15 protein-coding genes are annotated in these 16,825 nt (G+C 65.5%); 4 read left to right on the forward strand and 11 right to left on the reverse strand.

Going from position 1 to position 16,825, the window contains the following annotated elements:
• Positions 1 to 45: 45 nt before the first annotated feature.
• The 3 genes from FHS31_RS00635 to FHS31_RS00645 form a co-directional block, all read right to left on the reverse strand.
• Positions 46 to 501, reverse strand: coding sequence for a DUF192 domain-containing protein (locus FHS31_RS00635; protein ID WP_341786253.1), 456 nt, complete (start codon positions 499 to 501; stop codon positions 46 to 48).
• On the reverse strand, positions 498 to 1,070 hold the full coding sequence (locus FHS31_RS00640) for a cold-shock protein (RefSeq protein ID WP_208408475.1): 573 nt from the start codon (positions 1,068 to 1,070) through the stop codon (positions 498 to 500). Before FHS31_RS00640 ends, FHS31_RS00635 begins: the two co-directional genes overlap by 4 nt.
• A 119-nt stretch (positions 1,071 to 1,189) precedes the next feature.
• Complete coding sequence (locus tag FHS31_RS00645) at positions 1,190 to 1,726, reverse strand: RecX family transcriptional regulator (protein ID WP_167071043.1); 537 nt, start codon at positions 1,724 to 1,726, stop codon at positions 1,190 to 1,192.
• Between the two features lie 104 nt (positions 1,727 to 1,830).
• On the opposite strand from FHS31_RS00645, the gene FHS31_RS00650 reads away from it, so the two are divergent.
• Together FHS31_RS00650 and FHS31_RS00655 are read left to right on the forward strand one after the other, a co-directional pair.
• Entirely contained in the window at positions 1,831 to 3,600 is a 1,770-nt protein-coding gene (locus tag FHS31_RS00650) for a fatty acyl-AMP ligase (RefSeq protein WP_167071045.1), read from the forward strand.
• Positions 3,601 to 3,620: 20 nt separating this feature from the next.
• Entirely contained in the window at positions 3,621 to 4,253 is a 633-nt protein-coding gene (locus FHS31_RS00655; RefSeq protein WP_167071047.1) for a hypothetical protein, read from the forward strand.
• Between the two features lie 22 nt (positions 4,254 to 4,275).
• On the opposite strand, the gene FHS31_RS00660 is transcribed toward FHS31_RS00655, so the two are convergent.
• Entirely contained in the window at positions 4,276 to 6,477 is a 2,202-nt protein-coding gene (locus tag FHS31_RS00660; RefSeq protein WP_167071049.1) for an ATP-binding protein, read from the reverse strand.
• Between the two features lie 119 nt (positions 6,478 to 6,596).
• On the opposite strand from FHS31_RS00660, the gene FHS31_RS00665 reads away from it, so the two are divergent.
• Positions 6,597 to 7,397, forward strand: a complete 801-nt coding sequence (locus tag FHS31_RS00665) for a response regulator (RefSeq protein ID WP_243843187.1) — start codon at positions 6,597 to 6,599, stop codon at positions 7,395 to 7,397.
• A gap of 98 nt (positions 7,398 to 7,495) precedes the next feature.
• Here FHS31_RS00665 and mmsB read toward each other — a convergent pair whose 3' ends face one another.
• The 5 genes from mmsB to FHS31_RS00690 form a co-directional block, all read right to left on the reverse strand.
• Positions 7,496 to 8,389, reverse strand: a complete 894-nt coding sequence (gene mmsB / locus FHS31_RS00670) for a 3-hydroxyisobutyrate dehydrogenase (protein ID WP_167071050.1) — start codon at positions 8,387 to 8,389, stop codon at positions 7,496 to 7,498.
• A gap of 104 nt (positions 8,390 to 8,493) precedes the next feature.
• Complete coding sequence (locus tag FHS31_RS00675) at positions 8,494 to 9,267, reverse strand: enoyl-CoA hydratase-related protein (protein WP_167071052.1); 774 nt, start codon at positions 9,265 to 9,267, stop codon at positions 8,494 to 8,496.
• A gap of 2 nt (positions 9,268 to 9,269) precedes the next feature.
• The gene (locus tag FHS31_RS00680; RefSeq protein ID WP_167071054.1) at positions 9,270 to 10,334 is read right to left on the reverse strand and encodes a 3-hydroxyisobutyryl-CoA hydrolase; all 1,065 of its coding nucleotides are present in this window, start codon (positions 10,332 to 10,334) and stop codon (positions 9,270 to 9,272) included.
• A complete protein-coding gene (locus FHS31_RS00685; RefSeq protein WP_167071056.1) occupies positions 10,331 to 11,473 on the reverse strand; it encodes an acyl-CoA dehydrogenase family protein in 1,143 nt (380 codons plus the stop codon). Before FHS31_RS00685 ends, FHS31_RS00680 begins: the two co-directional genes overlap by 4 nt.
• A 10-nt stretch (positions 11,474 to 11,483) precedes the next feature.
• Positions 11,484 to 12,977, reverse strand: a complete 1,494-nt coding sequence (locus FHS31_RS00690; protein ID WP_167071999.1) for a CoA-acylating methylmalonate-semialdehyde dehydrogenase — start codon at positions 12,975 to 12,977, stop codon at positions 11,484 to 11,486.
• Positions 12,978 to 13,083: 106 nt separating this feature from the next.
• Between FHS31_RS00690 and FHS31_RS00695 the strand changes: the two genes are divergently transcribed.
• Complete coding sequence (locus tag FHS31_RS00695) at positions 13,084 to 13,959, forward strand: LysR family transcriptional regulator (RefSeq protein ID WP_167071058.1); 876 nt, start codon at positions 13,084 to 13,086, stop codon at positions 13,957 to 13,959.
• Positions 13,960 to 14,096: 137 nt separating this feature from the next.
• On the opposite strand, the gene FHS31_RS00700 is transcribed toward FHS31_RS00695, so the two are convergent.
• Positions 14,097 to 16,319 (reverse strand): transferrin receptor-like dimerization domain-containing protein, encoded by a 2,223-nt coding sequence (locus tag FHS31_RS00700; protein WP_167071060.1) that lies wholly within the window; start codon positions 16,317 to 16,319, stop codon positions 14,097 to 14,099.
• Between the two features lie 190 nt (positions 16,320 to 16,509).
• Positions 16,510 to 16,797 (reverse strand): hypothetical protein, encoded by a 288-nt coding sequence (locus FHS31_RS00705; protein ID WP_167071062.1) that lies wholly within the window; start codon positions 16,795 to 16,797, stop codon positions 16,510 to 16,512.
• Positions 16,798 to 16,825 lie beyond the last annotated feature (28 nt).

The raw sequence follows: 16,825 nt of genomic DNA on the forward strand, positions 1-16,825 counted from the left end.
CGGGGAGGGCGGGGGCGTGCAACGTGGAAACGGCGAGCCGACGCTTTACCAATCGACCTTGTCGCCAGGCTTTACACCCTGCCTTGCCGCGATGCCGCCGTTCAATTCCAGCACGGCGGCGACGGGGCTGTCACACGGGATCAGATCCTCGGACATCGGCTTGGCGTTGGCCGCGATCGAAATGATGCGGTGATCCGGGCCGATGAAGACGATGTCGAGTGGAAGATAGGTATTCTTCATCCAGAAGGTCGCCGGGCGCGGCGGATTCATTGGGAAGATCATGCCGTGGCTGGGCGCCATGTGCTTGCGGAACATGAGACCAATCTCTTGCTCCTCGCCGGTCAAAGCCAGCTCGACTTGATATTTGCGAACATGCGCGCCCCGAATGGTAAGCGTCGTCGTCTTCAGGCTCTGTGCCGCGGTCGGTGACTGGGCCTGTAGAGCGGGCTGTAGACTGGCGGCTATGACGAGTAAGGCAAGCCCGCCGAAAGCAAATCTCACGGCAGCTCCACAGATACGGCGAGTGGTCCTTTGCGCCCCTGCGCAATCCGGGCGAGCAGCGGCTGATCGGGCTGCAATTCACCAAGGCCGGCGCGGCGCACGGTTTCCATGTGCAGGAAGATATCTTCGTTCTGGCCCTCGCGCAGTACGAAGCCATAGCCCTTGAGCTGGTTGAACCATTTCACGCGGACCGGCTCGGGCGTGCCCGCGATCGCCGCCAGCGCCAGCGGATCGACGCGATCGGCATTCTTCTTGGCGATGAGATCGGCATCGGGGCCGGTTGCCGTGGTCAGATCGATCTTGAGGATCTTGCGCGCCTGCAGGCCGCGATTGCGATCGACGGCCTCGCACACGATCCGCGCGCCTTCCGGAAGAGTGCGGCGGCCATGTTCTTTCAGCGCCGAGAAATGGACTAGAACATCGCCCTCGCCATCGTCGCCGACGATGAAGCCGAAGCCGCGCGTTCCATCAAACCATTTGACCGAGCCGCTAACACACCGGATGGGATCCGAATCTTCGACTGTCCCCGCCGGCGAAGTCCCCCCCCCGAGGCCCTCCGCTAAAATCATGGCCTTACGCCCTTCCCTCACCTGTACGGAGCGTGATTTCGCACCGTCGCAACTCAACAGGCTACAAGAGTAACAGCTTCCGAGGGAAATAACATGAAAATTGTGGGGCGGCGGGCAATTTAACCGTCTTCGTTCAGCTCTTCGGGCGTGCGTGCAGTGGCGATGCGGCGGGCCGTGGCAAAATCATGACCTGCGCGTACCAGCGCGGCGATCCCACGCTGCTGATCCTGCGGCGTGATAGTGCCGGTGGCAAAGGGCCCGATGCGGCGCTTGCGCGCCAGCCGCAGCGCGGCATCGAACCCCTGTTCGCGCGCCTCCTCGCGGACTGGAAGCGCATCCTCGGCGACGATACCGGCCTGTTGCAGCGCCTGGCCGATGCGGCGCTCGCCATAGCCGCGCCGCGTGAGCGCCGCGCCGCGCGCCGTGGCGAAGGCGCGATCGTCGACATAGCCGAGCGCGGCAAAGTCCTCGGCCAGCGCCTCCAGATCTGGCCGGGCATCGCCCTGCCAGCCGCGCTCCTGGATCTTGCGTGCCAGATAGGTGCGGAGTTTGGCGCGTGTCGTGGCATAACGGCCGACGTAGCTCAGCGCGATCCCGCGCAACGCGGGACCGTCGAGCGGCGGCGCCGGCCGGCGCGATGTGGGCTTCTGTTCCACGCGCCATGTTTGTGCCACAGACGTGCCGGAATAAGAACGTCTATGGCAGCTTAAGGAAAGCGCCTCATCGCGATGCGAGGGTCTGTGAGACAATTTGGAGCGCGATGCGCGTGAATGCCGAAGTGAAGTTGGGCTGGGAAGGCGCCGTAGCGCTGATGCCGACGCCCAGCGACGACGATCGCCCGCGCGTCTATGCCGAATTTCCGACGCTGGCCGCCGCACTCGATTATGCGGCCGAAGGCATCCGCGGGCTGAACTTTCACGATCCACGCGGCCAGCTTACCCAAGCCTATCCGTTCGCCGAGCTGCGCAGCGATGCGTTGGCGGCAGCGGCGCGGCTGATGGCGCACGGCCTGAAACCGGGCGATCGCGTCGCGCTATTGGCAGAGACCGGCCCTGAGTTCGCTGCCGCCTTCTTCGGCGCCATTTATGCGGGCATCTGGCCGGTGCCGCTACCGCTGCCCACGTCGTTTGGTGGGCGTGATGCCTATGTCGATCAGCTTGCCGTCCAACTCGGCAGCTCCGATCCCAAATTGTTGCTTTTCCCGACCGAGCTTGAGGGGATGGGCGGCGAGGCCGCCAGGCTTACTGGCATAGACGCGATGAGCTATGCTGCGCTGAGCACGCTTGCGCCTTCGGACGAACCGCTGCCCGCGCTGCAGCCTGACGATATCGCCTATCTGCAATATTCGAGCGGATCGACGCGCTTCCCGCACGGTGTCGCGATCACGCACCGTCAGTTGCTCGCCAACCTGCACGCCCATTCGACGGGGATGAAGATCACCGAGGGCGATCGCGGCGTTTCCTGGCTGCCCTGGTATCATGACATGGGGCTGGTCGGTTGCCTGCTCTCGCCGGTCGCCAACCAGATGTCGGTCGATTATCTCAAGACCGAGGATTTCGCGCGCCGCCCGCTCGCCTGGCTCGATCTGATCAGCCGCAATCCGGGCACAACGCTCTCTTACTCGCCGACCTTCGGCTATGACATTTGCGCGCGGCGCATATCCAGCCAGACCAGGGCCTCGGATCGTTTCGATCTTTCGCGCTGGCGCGTGGCCGGCAATGGCGCGGACATGATCCGGCCGGACGTGATGCAGGCCTTCGTCGATGCCTTCGCCGAGGCGGGCTTCCAGGCCAGCGCCTTCCTGCCGTCCTATGGCCTTGCCGAAGCGACGCTGGCGGTGTCGATCATGCCGCCGGGCGAGGGTCTGGTGGTGGAGCTGGTGGAGGAGACCGAGCTTTCGGGTGGCGGATCAGCCGCGCTCGGCCGGCCGCAACGCTATCGCGCGATCGTCAACTGCGGCAAGCCGGCCAAGGGCATGGAGATCGTGATCCGCGACGAGGACGGCTCGCCCTTGCCTGAGAAAGCGATCGGCAAAGTGTGGTGCCGCGGCTCTTCGGTGATGACCGGCTATTTCCGCGATCCCGAAGCGACCGAGGCCTGCCTGGTCGATGGCTGGCTCGACACCGGCGACATGGGCTATTTGAGCGGCGGCTATCTCTACATTGTCGGCCGCGCCAAGGACATGATCATCATCAACGGCAAGAACCATTGGCCCCAGGATATCGAATGGGCCGTGGAGCAATTGCCGGGCTTCAAGGCCGGCGACATCGCCGCCTTCGCGATCACCACCCCCGGCGGCGAGGAAACCCCCGCCGTGCTGGTACAATGCCGCACCTCCTGCCTTGAGGAGCGCGCCAAGCTACGCGAACAGATCCGTGAACGGGTGCGCGCGATCACGGGCATGAACTGCGTGATCGAACTGGTGCCACCGAAAACCTTGCCGCGGACGTCATCGGGGAAGTTGAGCCGGGCGAAGGCGCGGAATTTGTATCTGTCGGGCGAGATCCAGCCTTATGAGATGGCGGCGTAGCGCTATTCCCGGCACTTCTGATGGTTGATCAACGGCAAATCATTGATGCTGGCGTCACAGCACTCATAACACTGCGCAACGATGTGCAGGCCTTGCGCCAAATTCGACCAATCGAAGCCGACACAGAGGGGCCACCTTATTTATTAATATCCAATCCTATCATTCCGGCCTGTGTTGAGCGAATTTGTTCCTCTCAAGCGCAAGCATTTAATTGTCTTTTTGATTTGGGGCGGCAACGTGCCTCTGAAAGCTCTAGGATGCACGCTTTGCGTCTAGAAAGGGTAAACGCGGTCAGACGGCATTGCTCTGATATAGATATAACTAATCTTACTCAAAGAGGCGTGAGGAATGCGCTAGCGCACTTCGACGAGCGCCTATTAAAAGCTTTGCTTAATCCTGATAATAAGGGTGGCTGGATGCAAGATCTTGCAGCCAGTCATAGAGCAGCGTTTGACTTAGGCCCTGATGCTGAGCAACGCATGGTGCGAGCCTACTTTTATCACGAAGATGTTGTTTATGTGTTGGGTGAAACCTTGCGGCCTTTTGCAATGGATACAGAGGCGGCCTTAGTTCTCGCTCGATTCGGCGTTCCGGGTCTTCCCGAGGTGCCTCACTTTGCTGCGATGAATAACGATGAGCCGCCAGTTTGTTAGGGCGTCCCTAAGGCTGGATTTATTACGATGTTGCGACCTTCTCCGATCCATATACCAGCGGCACCCTTAGCTCCGCCGAGAAGCCATCCTCGCTCTGCTTCAGCCGGATATCCCCGCCATGCGCCCGCGCGATCGAGCGGCAGACCGCCAGGCCTAGCCCACTGCCCGCCTTATCCGAATTGCGCGCGGCCTCGCTCCGGTAAAACGGCTCGAACACGCGATCCATCTCGTCGGCGGGGAGACCGGGGCCGTCGTCGAACACTTCGATCACGGCTTCGTCGAGGACGCGGTGGAGGCGGATGCGGGCGCGGTCGCCATATTTGATCGCGTTTTCGATGAGATTGTCGAGCAGGCGGCGCAGGCCCAGCACATCGACCTCGACCTGCGCCTGCTCGGCGCGCTCGATCACGACGTCACCGCCGACCAGCCGCGCATCCTCCACCACTTCATCGACGATGGTGTTGAGATCGAGCCGCTCGCGGCGGGCAGGCGCGGAGGCGTCACGGATGAAATCGATGACCTGCGCGATCATCGCCTCCATCTCGTCGACTTCTTCCAGCAAGCCCTCGCGGACGTCCTCCGCCTCCACATCCTCGATGCGGAAGCGCATCCGCGTGAGCGGGGTGCGCAGATCGTGGCTGATCGCGCCGATCATCGCGGTGCGATCGTCGACGAAGGCGCGCAGGCGGTTCTGCATCAGATTGAAGGCGTGCGCGGCGCGGCCGATCTCGGCGGGACCATCGAGCGGGCCGATCTCGGCGGCGGGATCTCGGCCGAGCTTTTCGGCAGCGCCCGCAAAACGATCGAGCGGCTTGACCAGACGCCGCGCGAACAGCCATCCGAGCGGCACCACGATCGCCAGCGCGATCGCGAACCAGAGCAGCACGCGCCGCTGCCAGCTGTTCGGGAACGGCTCGGGGGCGGGTTGGACGACCGCCCATTTGCCATCGGACAGCCGCAGCGCCGCGACGAAATCGCCCTGCACGAACGGCGCCTGGGCAAGACCGAACAAGGAGCGGCGCGTAGGAGCGATCGCAATCGGCGGGCCGGCGGGCGCCTGTGAGGCATGCGCTTGCGGTTGCGGCTGGAGCGCGGTGGATTTCTCCGGCACCGGCGTGAAGCCGAGCGCGGGAAGGGGGACGGGCGCAGCGGTGACGACAGGCGCGGGCGCGGGTGCCGCGATCGTCCGCTGCGGCACGGTACGCGGGGGCGTAGGCACCGGCGTCGGCACGCTGAGCAGCGGCGCGGCGACGGCTGCGCGGGGGAGTTGTAGCGCGGGCGTAGCCAGCAGCGCGTTATCGGTGGCGGGATTTCCGAAGCGCGCGATCGGCCCGTTGAGCGCAGCGCGCGGGCTGATCGGCAAATTCTGCGCTTCACGCGCGGCATCGGCGCCCGCGGCGACGCCGCCCAATGCGCGCGCGGTGATCTGCGCCGCGGCCTGCTCCGTCGTGATTGGTGGGGTCACGATGTTAGCGGTGGACGTGCCCGATCGGCCCCGAAGCAGGGCGGGCACCGCCGCGCCGCCGTCACCGGTGATCACCAGCTCGCCGTGCCGCGCGGCGATCGCGCCCATGTTGATCAGAGGCCGAGCGTGATCGCTGCGCATCATCTCCCCCATGACATTGGCGCCTGGTCCAACGCCCGGGCCGTGTCCCAGCGCGCCTTGGGGAATGCTGTCGTGTGGCGGAGCCACCATGCCGAAACGCGCCATCGCCGCCGCCGCACCGGGCGGCGGCGCGAACTGGGCGAGGACGAGCAAGGAGCCGGGGCGCGGTTGCGAAACCCAGGCGGCGGGCTGCACAAAGCTGTCGTTCGCCATCGCGCCGCTTGTGATCGCCTCGCCGTTCATCGCGAGGGTGCGCGGCTGCGCCGTGCCGGCGAAGGGCAGGGGCGTGTAGAAAGCCAGGCTGACACGGCCGGGATCGACGCCCATCAGATGCGCAAGCTCGGTCTGCGATCGTTCAGACACCAGCCAGCCCGCGCCCTTCACGTCGGGCGGTCCGTTCTGGACGATACGCTGGAGCTGCTGCGTGCCCTTGCCGCCTTCGGCGCCCGCCAGCCGCGCGGCGATATCGTCCAGCCCATATTGCGCGGCAGGCGCGGGCGGGAGCAGGACGGTGAGGATCAGGGTCACCAGCTGTGCAACGAGCAGCCCGGCGAGCAGCATCGCCAGGATCTGGAGCGCGAGCGGCGGGCCGCCGAGCCGGGGACGGTGCGGGCTCATCAGGCGCGATTATGGCATAAGCGGAGACGCATGGGCACTCCTTGCGGTGACAGCCCAATGTTGCGCAAAGATTTCGGGGATTTCGCAGCCGCGCGGGCGTTGTGAAGCACCGCGGACATATGGCGATCACGCAAGGCTGGCATTCGCGGGGCATGAACGCCATCATGCACAATATGGATCTCGCCACCCGCATCATGATCGTCGATGACGATGCCGGCATCCGGCGGCTGATCTCCTCCTTCCTCGATAAGCACGGCTTCAAGACCGAGACCGCCGCCAATCCGATCGAAATGCGCGAGAAACTGGCGCAGGATCGTTTCGATCTGATCGTGCTGGACGTGATGATGCCGCGCGAAGACGGGCTCTCGGCGCTCCGTTCGCTGCAGGGCGATGATGCGCCGGCGGTGATCATGCTCTCAGCGGTGGGCACCGATGTCGATCGCATCGTCGGGCTGGAGATGGGCGCCGAGGATTATCTCGCCAAACCGTGCAACCCGCGCGAACTACTGGCACGGATCCGCGCGGTGCTGCGGCGGCGCGAGAAGCATGACAAGGGCGGCCCCCGCGCGGCGACCGCGGCCGCACCGAACGAGGAGGCGCATGACGAGCGCCGCTTCCAGGGCTGGCGGATCGATATGGACATGCGGATGGTCTATGACCCGGACGATCAGATGGTGAACCTCACCGATGGCGAATTCCGCCTGCTGCGCGCCTTCGTCGAACATCCGCGCCGCGTGCTGACGCGCGACCAATTGCTCGATTTCGCGCGCGGTGAGGACAGCGACCATTATGACCGCGCGATCGACGTCCAGGTCAGCCGCCTGCGCCGCAAACTCGGCGAGACGCGCGGCGGCGGGGAGCTGATCCGCACCGTGCGCAATGAGGGCTATCTGTTCACGCCCACGGTGACGCGGGGCTAAGACCTCTCTTGAACCGCTTGCCCTGAGCTTGTCGAAGGGCTGTTCTTCTTTCTGCGGTGAAGAGGGACGGTGCTTCGACAGGCTCAGCACGAACGGTTTCAGGCGGTCGGCAGCTTCCCGTCGAGCAAGCCGATGACGCCCGAAAAATCGAGTCCGCCATCGCCCTGATTGACCATCGCCTGATAGAGCGATTCCGCCAGGCTCCCCATCGGCACCGCGGCATCCACGCCGTGCGCCGCGCCAAGCGCCAGCTTGAGATCCTTGAGCATCAGCGCCGCCGCGAAGCCGCCCTGATAGCCGCGATCGGCGGGCGATTCCGGGCCGACGCCGGGCAGCGGGCAGTAGCTGTTGAGCGACCAGCTCTGCCCCGTCGCCTTGGAGGCGATATCGAAGAAGACCTTGGGATCGAGCCCGAGACGCACCGCCAGCGCCAGCCCCTCGCAAGTGCCGATCATCTGCGAGGCGAGGATCAAGTTGTTGCAGATCTTCACGCTCTGCCCCGCGCCCGCCGGGCCGGCGTGGATCACCGCCTTGCCCATTTTCTCCAGGATCGGGCGCGCCCGTTCGAACGCCTCTGCCTCGCCGCCGACCATGAAGGTCAGCGTGCCGCCGTTGGCCGCGGCGATGCCGCCTGAGACCGGCGCATCGACCATCGCGATGCCGATCGCTGCCGCTTCCGCGATCACCGCCTTAGCCGAGGTCACGTCGATGGTCGAACAATCGATCAGGATCGCGGTGGAGGGCACCGCGCCGAAAATCTCGTCGCGATAGACACCGAGGACATGCTTGCCCGCGGGCAGCATCGTGACGACGACCTCGGCATCGGCCACCGCCTGGGTGGCAGAGGGCGCGCGCATGCAGCCAGCTTCCTCGGCCCGGGCGAGCGCGGCTTCGGAAAGGTCAAACGCCTTCACGCGATGCGCCGCCTTGGCGAGGTTTGCGGCCATCCCCCCGCCCATATTGCCCAATCCGATAAAGCCGACTTTGGCCATGCGTTTAGATCCTCATCCGTTCGCCCCGAGCGAAGTCGAGGGGCGTGCTGCTTGGCGCAAGATCCGAACGTGCCTCGACTTCGGTCGGCACGAACGGCGCGGCCTTATCGTCCTACCCAATTCCCCGCCCGTTTCTCGACGAACGCCGTCATCCCCTCAATCTTATCCTCGGTGGCGAACAACCCATCGAACAGTCGCCGCTCGAACAGGATGCCGGTCGCGAGCCCGGTTTCGAACGCGGTGTTGACCATTTCCTTATTGGCGATGGCGGCGAGCGGCGGCATGGCGGCGATCGCAGCGGCGGTTTTCAGCGCCTCGTCCATCAGTTCGGCGGCGGGGACGATCCGCGCGACGAGACCCGATCGCTCGGCCTCCTCTGCGCCCATCATCCGGCCGGTGAGGCACATCTCCATCGCCTTGGCCTTGCCGATCGCGCGGGTGAGGCGCTGCGATCCGCCCATGCCGGGCGCGACGCCGAGCTTGATCTCGGGCTGCCCGAACTTGGCGGTATCGGCGGCAAGGATGAAATCGGCCATCATCGCTACCTCGCAGCCGCCGCCCAGCGCGAAGCCCGCGACCGCCGCGATCCAGGGCTTGCGTGTCGCGGTCACCCGCTCCCAGCCGGCGAAGAAATTGTCGCCGAACGCGCCGGCGAAGCCCATCGCCTGCATCTCCTTGATGTCGGCGCCCGCCGCGAACGCCTTCTCGGAGCCGGTGAGGACGAGGCAGCGCTGGGTGGAATCGGCATCGTAGGCGGCGAAGGCGGCGATCAGATCGGCCAGCACTTGGCTGTTGAGCGCGTTGAGCGCCTGTGGGCGGTTGAGCCGCACCAGCGTCACCGCGTCATGCTGCTCCACCAGGATCGTTTCGTAGGTCATGCTCAGGCTCCGGTTTCGGGCAGGGGGGTCCAGGCGTCGCTGGCGGGCAGAGGCTGGAAGATGGCATCGATCAAGCTGTCCGGCGTCTCGGCGATGCTCGGCGGGTTCCACCGGGGCGCATTGTCCTTGTCGATGATCAGCGCGCGCACGCCTTCGACGAAATCGGGGCGCTGGAGGATATGCACGGCAAGGCCATATTCCATCCGCATCTCGTCCGCGAAATCGACGTGCTGCGCGCCCTCGGCCAATTGGCGCAGGGCGACCTTCATCGTCTGCGGCGATTTCGTGTCCATCACGGCGATCTGCTTGGCGGCCCAGTCCGATCCATCGGCCTCCAGCGCGGCATGGATATCCTCCAGCCGATCGCTGGCGAACAGCCGATCCACATCCGCGCGCGCGTCCGCCAGCTTGCCCGGCGGGGGCATGACGGCGGCGTCGGCGAGGATGCGTTCGAGATTGGCAGGGGCGTAGACGATCGCGGCCTTTACCGCGTCCAGCTTGTCGCTCTCGATATAATGGGTGGCAACATCGAGCGCGACCGCATCGGCGCCGTCGATCCGCGCGCCGGTCACCGCCAGATATTGCCCGGTGCGGCCCGGCATCCGGGAGAGATACCAGCCGCCGCCGACATCGGGGAACAGGCCGATCCCAGTTTCTGGCATGGCATAGACGGTGCGCTCGGTGGCGACGCGATAGCGCGCTGGCTGGCTGATACCGACGCCGCCGCCCATCGTGATGCCGTCCATGAAGGCGACGATCGGCCTGGGATAGACGAACATCAGATGGTTGAGCCGATATTCGCGGTGCCAGAAAGCGCGCGCATGCACGCCGTCGCCTTTGGCGCTTTCGGCCATCACCCGGATGTCGCCCCCTGCGCAAAAGCCGCGGCCTTCGGCATGATCCAGCAGCACGGCAGTGATCGCCGGATCATCCTTCCAGGCGAGCAGCGCCTCGATCATCGCATCGCACATGCCGAGCGTCAGCGCATGGATCGCCTTGGGGCGGTTGAGCCGCAACCGGCCGACGCCGCCTTCAACCGAGACGATAAGCTCGGGCGCATCGCTCACTGCCGGGTGAGCTCGCGGCCGACGATCATCCGCATCACCTGATTGGTGCCTTCCAGGATCGAGTGGACGCGCAGATCGCGCCAGAAACGCTCGATCGGATAATCCATCAGATATCCATAGCCGCCGTGCAGCTGCAGCGCGCGATCGACCACCGAGGAGCCGGTATCGGTGGCGAAGCGCTTGGCCATTGCCGCGAAGCGCGTCTTGTCGGGCGCGTTTTCGGTGACCTTCACCGCCGCCGTATAGAGCAGGGCGCGCGCGGCTTCTAGTTCGGTCGCCATGTCGGCAAGCGTGAACTGTGTGTTCTGGAATTCGGCGATGGCTTGGCCGAACTGCTTGCGATCCTTGGTATATTGGATTGCCTCGTCGAGACAGCGTTGCGCACCGCCCAGCGAGCAGGCCCCGATGTTGAGGCGGCCGCCGTCCAGCCCCATCATCGCGATCCGGAACCCTTCGCCCTCAGCGCCGACTCGATTGGCGACGGGCACGCGGACGTTATCGAAGATCACCTGCCGCGTCGGCTGCGCATGCCAGCCGAGCTTGCGCTCGTTGGCGCCGAAGCTGACGCCGGGCATGTCCTTCTCGATCACCAGACAGGAAATGCCTTTCGGTCCCTCCACCCCCGTGCGGACCATCGTGACGTACAGCTCGTTCTCGCCCGCGCCAGATATGAACTGCTTGGAGCCGCTGACGATATAATGGTCACCATCAAGCCGGGCGCTGGTCTTTAGTGCGGCGGCGTCCGACCCCGATCCCGGCTCGGTCAGGCAATAGCTCGCCATCGTCTCCATGGTCACGAGATCGGGCAGAAAGCGCGCCTTGATCTCCGCGCCGCCGAAGCGATCGATCATCCAGGCGGCCATATTGTGGATCGAGATGAAGGCGCTGGTCGCAGGGCAGCCATAGGCCATCGCCTCCATGATCAGCGCCGCCTCCAGCCGCCCGAGATTGATCCCGCCGCTCTCCTCGCTGACGTAGATCGCCGCAAACCCGAGCTCCGCCGCCTGCTTGATCACGTCGCGCGGGAAGATGTGCTTCTCGTCCCACTCGGCGGCGTGAGGCGTGATGGCGTCAGCGGTGAAACGACGCGCGAGTTCTTGAATCTCGCGCTGATCGTCGGTCAGGTCGAATTGGCTCACGGCCCCGGCCTCAGCCCATCGTCGGGATGATGAAGGCGCTATCGCCCGCGCCGCCGTCGGGCCAGCGCTGGGTGACGGTCTTCACTTTGGTCCAGAAACGGATGCCTTCCATGCCGTACTGGTTGGTGTCGCCGAATGCCGAACGCTTCCAGCCGCCGAAGCTATGGTAGCTGACCGGCACCGGAATCGGCACGTTGATGCCGACCATGCCGACCTGCACGCGCTTGGCGAATTCGCGCGCGGCATGGCCATTGCGCGTGAAGATCGCGACGCCGTTGCCATATTGATGCTTCGTCGGCAGCTCCAGCGCCTCCTCGAAATTCTTGGCGCGGACGATCTGCAGCACTGGCCCGAAAATCTCTTCCTTGTAGGCGGACATCTCGGGCGTGACGTGATCGAACAGGCTGGGGCCGACGAAGAAGCCTTTCTCATAACCCTGCAGGCTGAACCCGCGGCCATCGACCACTAGCTCCGCGCCCTCATCGACGCCGGTCTGGATCCACTGCTCGATCTTCGCCTTGTGCTGGGCGGAGACGACAGGGCCGTATTGCGCATCCTTGTCGGTGGAGATGCCGACGCGGAGCTTGCCGATCTCGGCGACCAATTTCTCACGCAGGCGATCGGCAGTTTCCTCACCCACCGGCACCGCGACGGGCAGCGCCATGCAGCGCTCTCCAGCCGAGCCATAAGCCGCGCCGATCAGATCGTTGACCGCCTGATCCATGTCGGCATCGGGCATGACGATGCCGTGGTTCTTGGCGCCGCCCATCGCCTGCACGCGCTTGCCCGCCGCGACGCCGCGCGAATAGACGTAATGGGCGATATCGGAGGAGCCGACGAAGCTGACCGCGGCGATTGCGGGATGATCGAGGATGGCGTCCACCATCTCCTTGTCGCCATGGACGACCTGCAGCAGTCCCTCCGGGGCGCCCGCCTCCAGGAACAGTTCGCACAGCCGGTTTGGCACCGAAGGATCGCGCTCGCTGGGCTTGAGGATGAAGGCGTTGCCGGTGGCGATCGCGGGGGCGAACATCCACATCGGGATCATCGCCGGGAAGTTGAACGGCGTGATGCCCGCGCCGATGCCGAGCGGCTGGCGCATCGAATAGACATCGATCCCCGGCCCGGCGCCCTCGGTATAATCGCCCTTGAGCATGTGCGGCAGGCCGCAGCAGACCTCGACCACCTCGAGCCCGCGCTGGATATCGCCCTTGGCATCATCGACGACCTTGCCGTGCTCGGAGGCGAGCAATTCGGCCAGCGCCTGCATATTCTGTTCGATCAGTTCCTTGAACTTGAACATCACGCGCGCGCGGCGCTGCGGGTTGGTCGCGGCCCAGGCGGGCTGCACCTTCTGCGCGGCGGCGATGGCGCGGTCCAGATCGGCCTGGCCGCCGAGCGCGACCCGCGCCTGGATCGCGCCGGTGTTGGGATCGAAGACGTTGCCGAAGCGGGTCGCTGTGCCCGCGGGGCCGCCGACGATCTGGTGAGCAATTTCGCGTATCGCCGTGGCCATCATCCAGTCTCCTAGGAATTGTGCCGCTTTCGGCGCGCGGGCAAGATTCGACAAGCCCTCGACGTGCAGGGCATGGCTGCAATAATGCAGGCCGATGAACTGGGATGACCTGCGAATCTTTCTGGCCGTTGCGCGCGCCGGGCAGATCGCGCGCGCCGCGCCGCTGGTGGGCATGGATGCGACCACGGTGGGGCGGCGGCTGCGGCGGCTGGAACAGGCGCTGGGGCGGACCTTGTTCCAGGCGCAGCGGGACGGCCAGCATCTGACCGAGGCCGGGGACCGGTTGCTCGTGCGGGCCGAGGCGATGGAGCGATCGATGGCCGCGATCGACGAGCGCGAGGATACGGGCGGGCTGATCCGCGTGAGCGCCTCGGAAGGCTTCGGCACCTGGTTCCTCGCGCACCATCTCGGGGGTTTCGCGCGGCTTCATCCCGGCCTGACGATCGATCTGGTGGCGACCAGCGGCCTGCTCAGCCCTTCCAAGCGCGAAACCGACGTCGCTTTGTTGCTGGCGCGGCCGCGGCAAGGACCGCTCGTCACCCGCAAGCTCGCCGATTACGGCCTGCGGATCTTCGCGGCGAAGCATTATCTCGAAAAAGCGCCGCCGCTGGCCACGCGCGACGATCTCAAGCGGCATACGTTACTCGGATATATCCCGGGCTACATCTTTGCGCCCGAACTCGATTATCTCGACGATATCGCGCCGGGCCTGCAGCCGCGCCTGCGCTCCAGCAGCATCAACGCCCAATATCGGATGACAGCGAGCGGGGCGGGGATCGCGGTGCTGCCCTGCTTCATCGGCGACAGTGATCCCACGCTGGTCCGCGTGCTGCCCGAAATCGCTCTGCGGAGAAGCTTCTGGCTGGCGACGCATCAGGATGCACAGGCGAGCCCCCGTATCCGCAGGTTCGTGGACTGGGTGAGCGCGCTGGCGGCGGAGCATCGCGCGGGTCTGTTAGGAGAAACATAAGCCCCTCCCTTTTAAGGGAGGGGTTGGGGTGGGTGCGAGCGTAGCGAGCCTCAACGCCAGCCGCCAAAGCACCGCCGGGGGCATCGAGCCCCCGTCGCCGCTACCCCACCCCTTGCCCCTCCCCTGAAGGGGAGGGGTTAGTTCGAGGTCACCACCGCCCGGGCTGCATCCAGCCGATCGGCATAATCCCGCAGCACCTTGGCGGTGCGCACCGCGTAGATATTGGCGTCGTCGAACCGCCGCTCCTCGATCGCCTCGCGGACGCCGGGGAGCGTTTTGGCACCATAGCCGGTATAGCGACCGGGGGCGTAGATCAGATTCTTGTACCAGGGCCGGCCGGGAAGGCCGCGATCGTCGATCAGAAGCTGATCCACATCGCGGAGCATTGCGTTGAGCCGCGCGCGCGCGGCGGGCGACAGGGTGGCGCTCTTGGCGGCATAAGCATCGTCGAACGCCATCGCGCTGGTCTTGAGGCGATCGACCGCATCCTCCAGCGCGGCCAGCTCGACGTGCGGGCCGGGGGCATCAGCATCGGGTGCGGCCATTGGTTTCAGCGGATCGGCGGCGAGCCGGTAATCGCCCGCCGCGACCGACTTGCCGATCCTGCGATCGAGCGTGCGGCGTGCATCGGCGAGCTTCTCGACCTCGTCCAGATAGACCGCGACCGTATCGGCGAAATCGCCGAAGCGCATCGGCTGCGTTTGATCGCCCGACAGGCGCAGCACCGCGCGGCCGACCGCCTTGGCCAGCGTCGCGCTATATTTCAGGCCCGGATCATCGAAGGTCGTGTAGTGGTAAAAGGTATCATAAGCGGAGTGATAGACGCCGCCGCTCTCATCCTCACCGCCGAAGCCGAAATCGATCGTCGGCAGTCCGAGATGCTGGAGATAGGCCGAATAGTCCGAGCCTGAACCAAGCGCGCCGATCGGCAGATCACCGCCCTTTTCTGCCGCGGCCAGCGTGCGCGCATCGGCGCGGCCGCCGGTGCGGACGTTGGCGCGCTGGCGATCGGCGAGGCTGGCACCCGTCTCGGGATCGGTGACGTCCGCCGCGATGCCATTGGCGAAATGCTGGAGATCGTGGCTGCCTTCGATGTGGAAGAAGCCGCGCCCGATATTATCGCTATTGAGATAGGCGACGGTCTTGGCCTTGAGTTCGGCGGCATGGGTCTCGGCCCATTCGGTCGAGCCGAGCAGCCCCGGCTCCTCGCCGTCCCAGCTGGCATAGACAATGGTGCGATCGGGCCGCCAGCCCTGCGCCAGCAGCCCGCCGATCGCCTTGGCCTCGCCCATCATCGCGACATGGCCGGAAAGCGGATCGGACGCGCCGAACACCCAGCCGTCGCGGTGATTGCCGCGCACCACCCATTGATTGGGCGATTTGGCGCCAGGCACCGTCGCGATGACGTCATAAAGCGTCTTCAAAGACCAATCGGACTTGACCGCCAGATGCACGGTCACGCCGGCATCCCCGCCGGTATGATAGGCGAAGGGCAGGCCGCCGCGCCACCCGGCCGGCGCCACTGGTCCGCCGAGCCGCGAGAGCAATTTGCCGGCGTCGCCATAGGACATCGGCAGTGCGGGAATCTTGAGCAGGGTGACCGCTTGCGCGCGGGTGAGGCGCTTGGCCTTGTCGGTGGCGCCTACGCCGGGGGTCAGCGGGTCTCCGGGATAGAGCACCATATCCTGTACCGAACCGCGCTGGACGCCATTCTCGTTGCGCCAGCCGCCCTTGGGATAGACGTCGCCGCGCCCGTAGCCATCATCGGCGGGGTCGGAGTAGATGATGCAGCCGATCGCGCCATGATCCTGCGCCAGCTTGGGCTTGAGGCCCCGCCAGCCGCCACCGTAGCGCGCGATCGCGATCTTGCCCTTCACATCGATGCCGAGACGGGCGAGCGCCTTGTAATCCTCCGGCATGCCGAAATTCACATAGACCAGTGGTGCGGTGACATCGCCGTCCCCCTGGTAAGCGACATAGGGCGGCAAGGCCTGCGAGAGATCGGCGGTCGAGGGATCCTGCGGCACTGCCGGCTCCTGCCCGCCGAGCTTGATGGGGACCGGCGCGATCATCTCGACCGTGGTGGAAATCGGCGTCGGGTAGAGCACCTGGAAGGTCTCGATCTTCGCGTCCCAGCCCCATTGCTTGAACAGGCCGAGCACCATTTCGGCATTGGCCTTGTCGTGGGGCGATCCGACATGATTGGGCTGCGACGAAAGCGTTTTCAGCCAATCGGTCAGCTCGGTGGGGTTGATCTGGGCATCGAATGCGCTTTCGATCGCTTTCTGGCCGACCGGCTGCGCGATCGCCGCTGCGGTGAGTGCAACGGCGCAGACGCCGGCGAGCATTTGCTTGATCATGATTGGAGACCCCGTTTTCGTTTTGGGGAACCTGCGTCAGCGGGGCGGCGGACGCAACTCCATATCCTCCCGCCAGGGAGAGGTGGCGCCGAAGGCAACGGAGGGGGAGGGCGAGGCGCACTATCGAGGTTTCTAGTCCGCCCCCTCCGTCAGCTGCGCTGACACCTCCCCCTGGCGGGGGAGGACCTAGTTACGCGCCGCCCGGGATGCGGAACTGTGTGGCGATGGCGCGGGACTTGCCGCGGTCGGTCGGCTCGCCGATCACCACCATCGAAGCGGCACGCGCGGGCACCTGGACGCCATCGGACGTGCCGACCAGCGTCACCCCGTTCGCCTGCGGCTGCTGCAGCGGCGCTTCGCTGAGGATCAGGCCATCAGCATCGATAAACCAGGCGTGGAGCCGCATCGCCGCCGTCGATCCATCGTCCGCCGCGACCGCCACCCGCAACGATTGGGCATTATGCGCAGCGGGCACCATCGATGCCGTGACCTTATAGCCGGCGACG

The organism is Sphingomonas vulcanisoli (assembly GCF_011761305.1).
Classification (GTDB): domain Bacteria; phylum Pseudomonadota; class Alphaproteobacteria; order Sphingomonadales; family Sphingomonadaceae; genus Sphingomonas_I; species Sphingomonas_I vulcanisoli.

Coding starts and splice junctions, on each gene's coding strand:
- FHS31_RS00705 (WP_167071062.1), bottom strand. CDS start 16,797: ATGGTGCCCGCTGCGCATAATGCCCAATCGTTGCGGGTGGCGGTCGCG.
- FHS31_RS00660 (WP_167071049.1), bottom strand. CDS start 6,477: ATGAGCCCGCACCGTCCCCGGCTCGGCGGCCCGCCGCTCGCGCTCCAG.
- FHS31_RS00695 (WP_167071058.1), top strand. CDS start 13,084: ATGAACTGGGATGACCTGCGAATCTTTCTGGCCGTTGCGCGCGCCGGG.
- FHS31_RS00665 (WP_243843187.1), top strand. CDS start 6,597: ATGGCGATCACGCAAGGCTGGCATTCGCGGGGCATGAACGCCATCATG.
- mmsB (WP_167071050.1), bottom strand. CDS start 8,389: ATGGCCAAAGTCGGCTTTATCGGATTGGGCAATATGGGCGGGGGGATG.
- FHS31_RS00650 (WP_167071045.1), top strand. CDS start 1,831: ATGCGCGTGAATGCCGAAGTGAAGTTGGGCTGGGAAGGCGCCGTAGCG.
- FHS31_RS00700 (WP_167071060.1), bottom strand. CDS start 16,319: ATGATCAAGCAAATGCTCGCCGGCGTCTGCGCCGTTGCACTCACCGCA.
- FHS31_RS00655 (WP_167071047.1), top strand. CDS start 3,621: ATGGTTGATCAACGGCAAATCATTGATGCTGGCGTCACAGCACTCATA.
- FHS31_RS00675 (WP_167071052.1), bottom strand. CDS start 9,267: ATGACCTACGAAACGATCCTGGTGGAGCAGCATGACGCGGTGACGCTG.
- FHS31_RS00640 (WP_208408475.1), bottom strand. CDS start 1,070: ATGATTTTAGCGGAGGGCCTCGGGGGGGGGACTTCGCCGGCGGGGACA.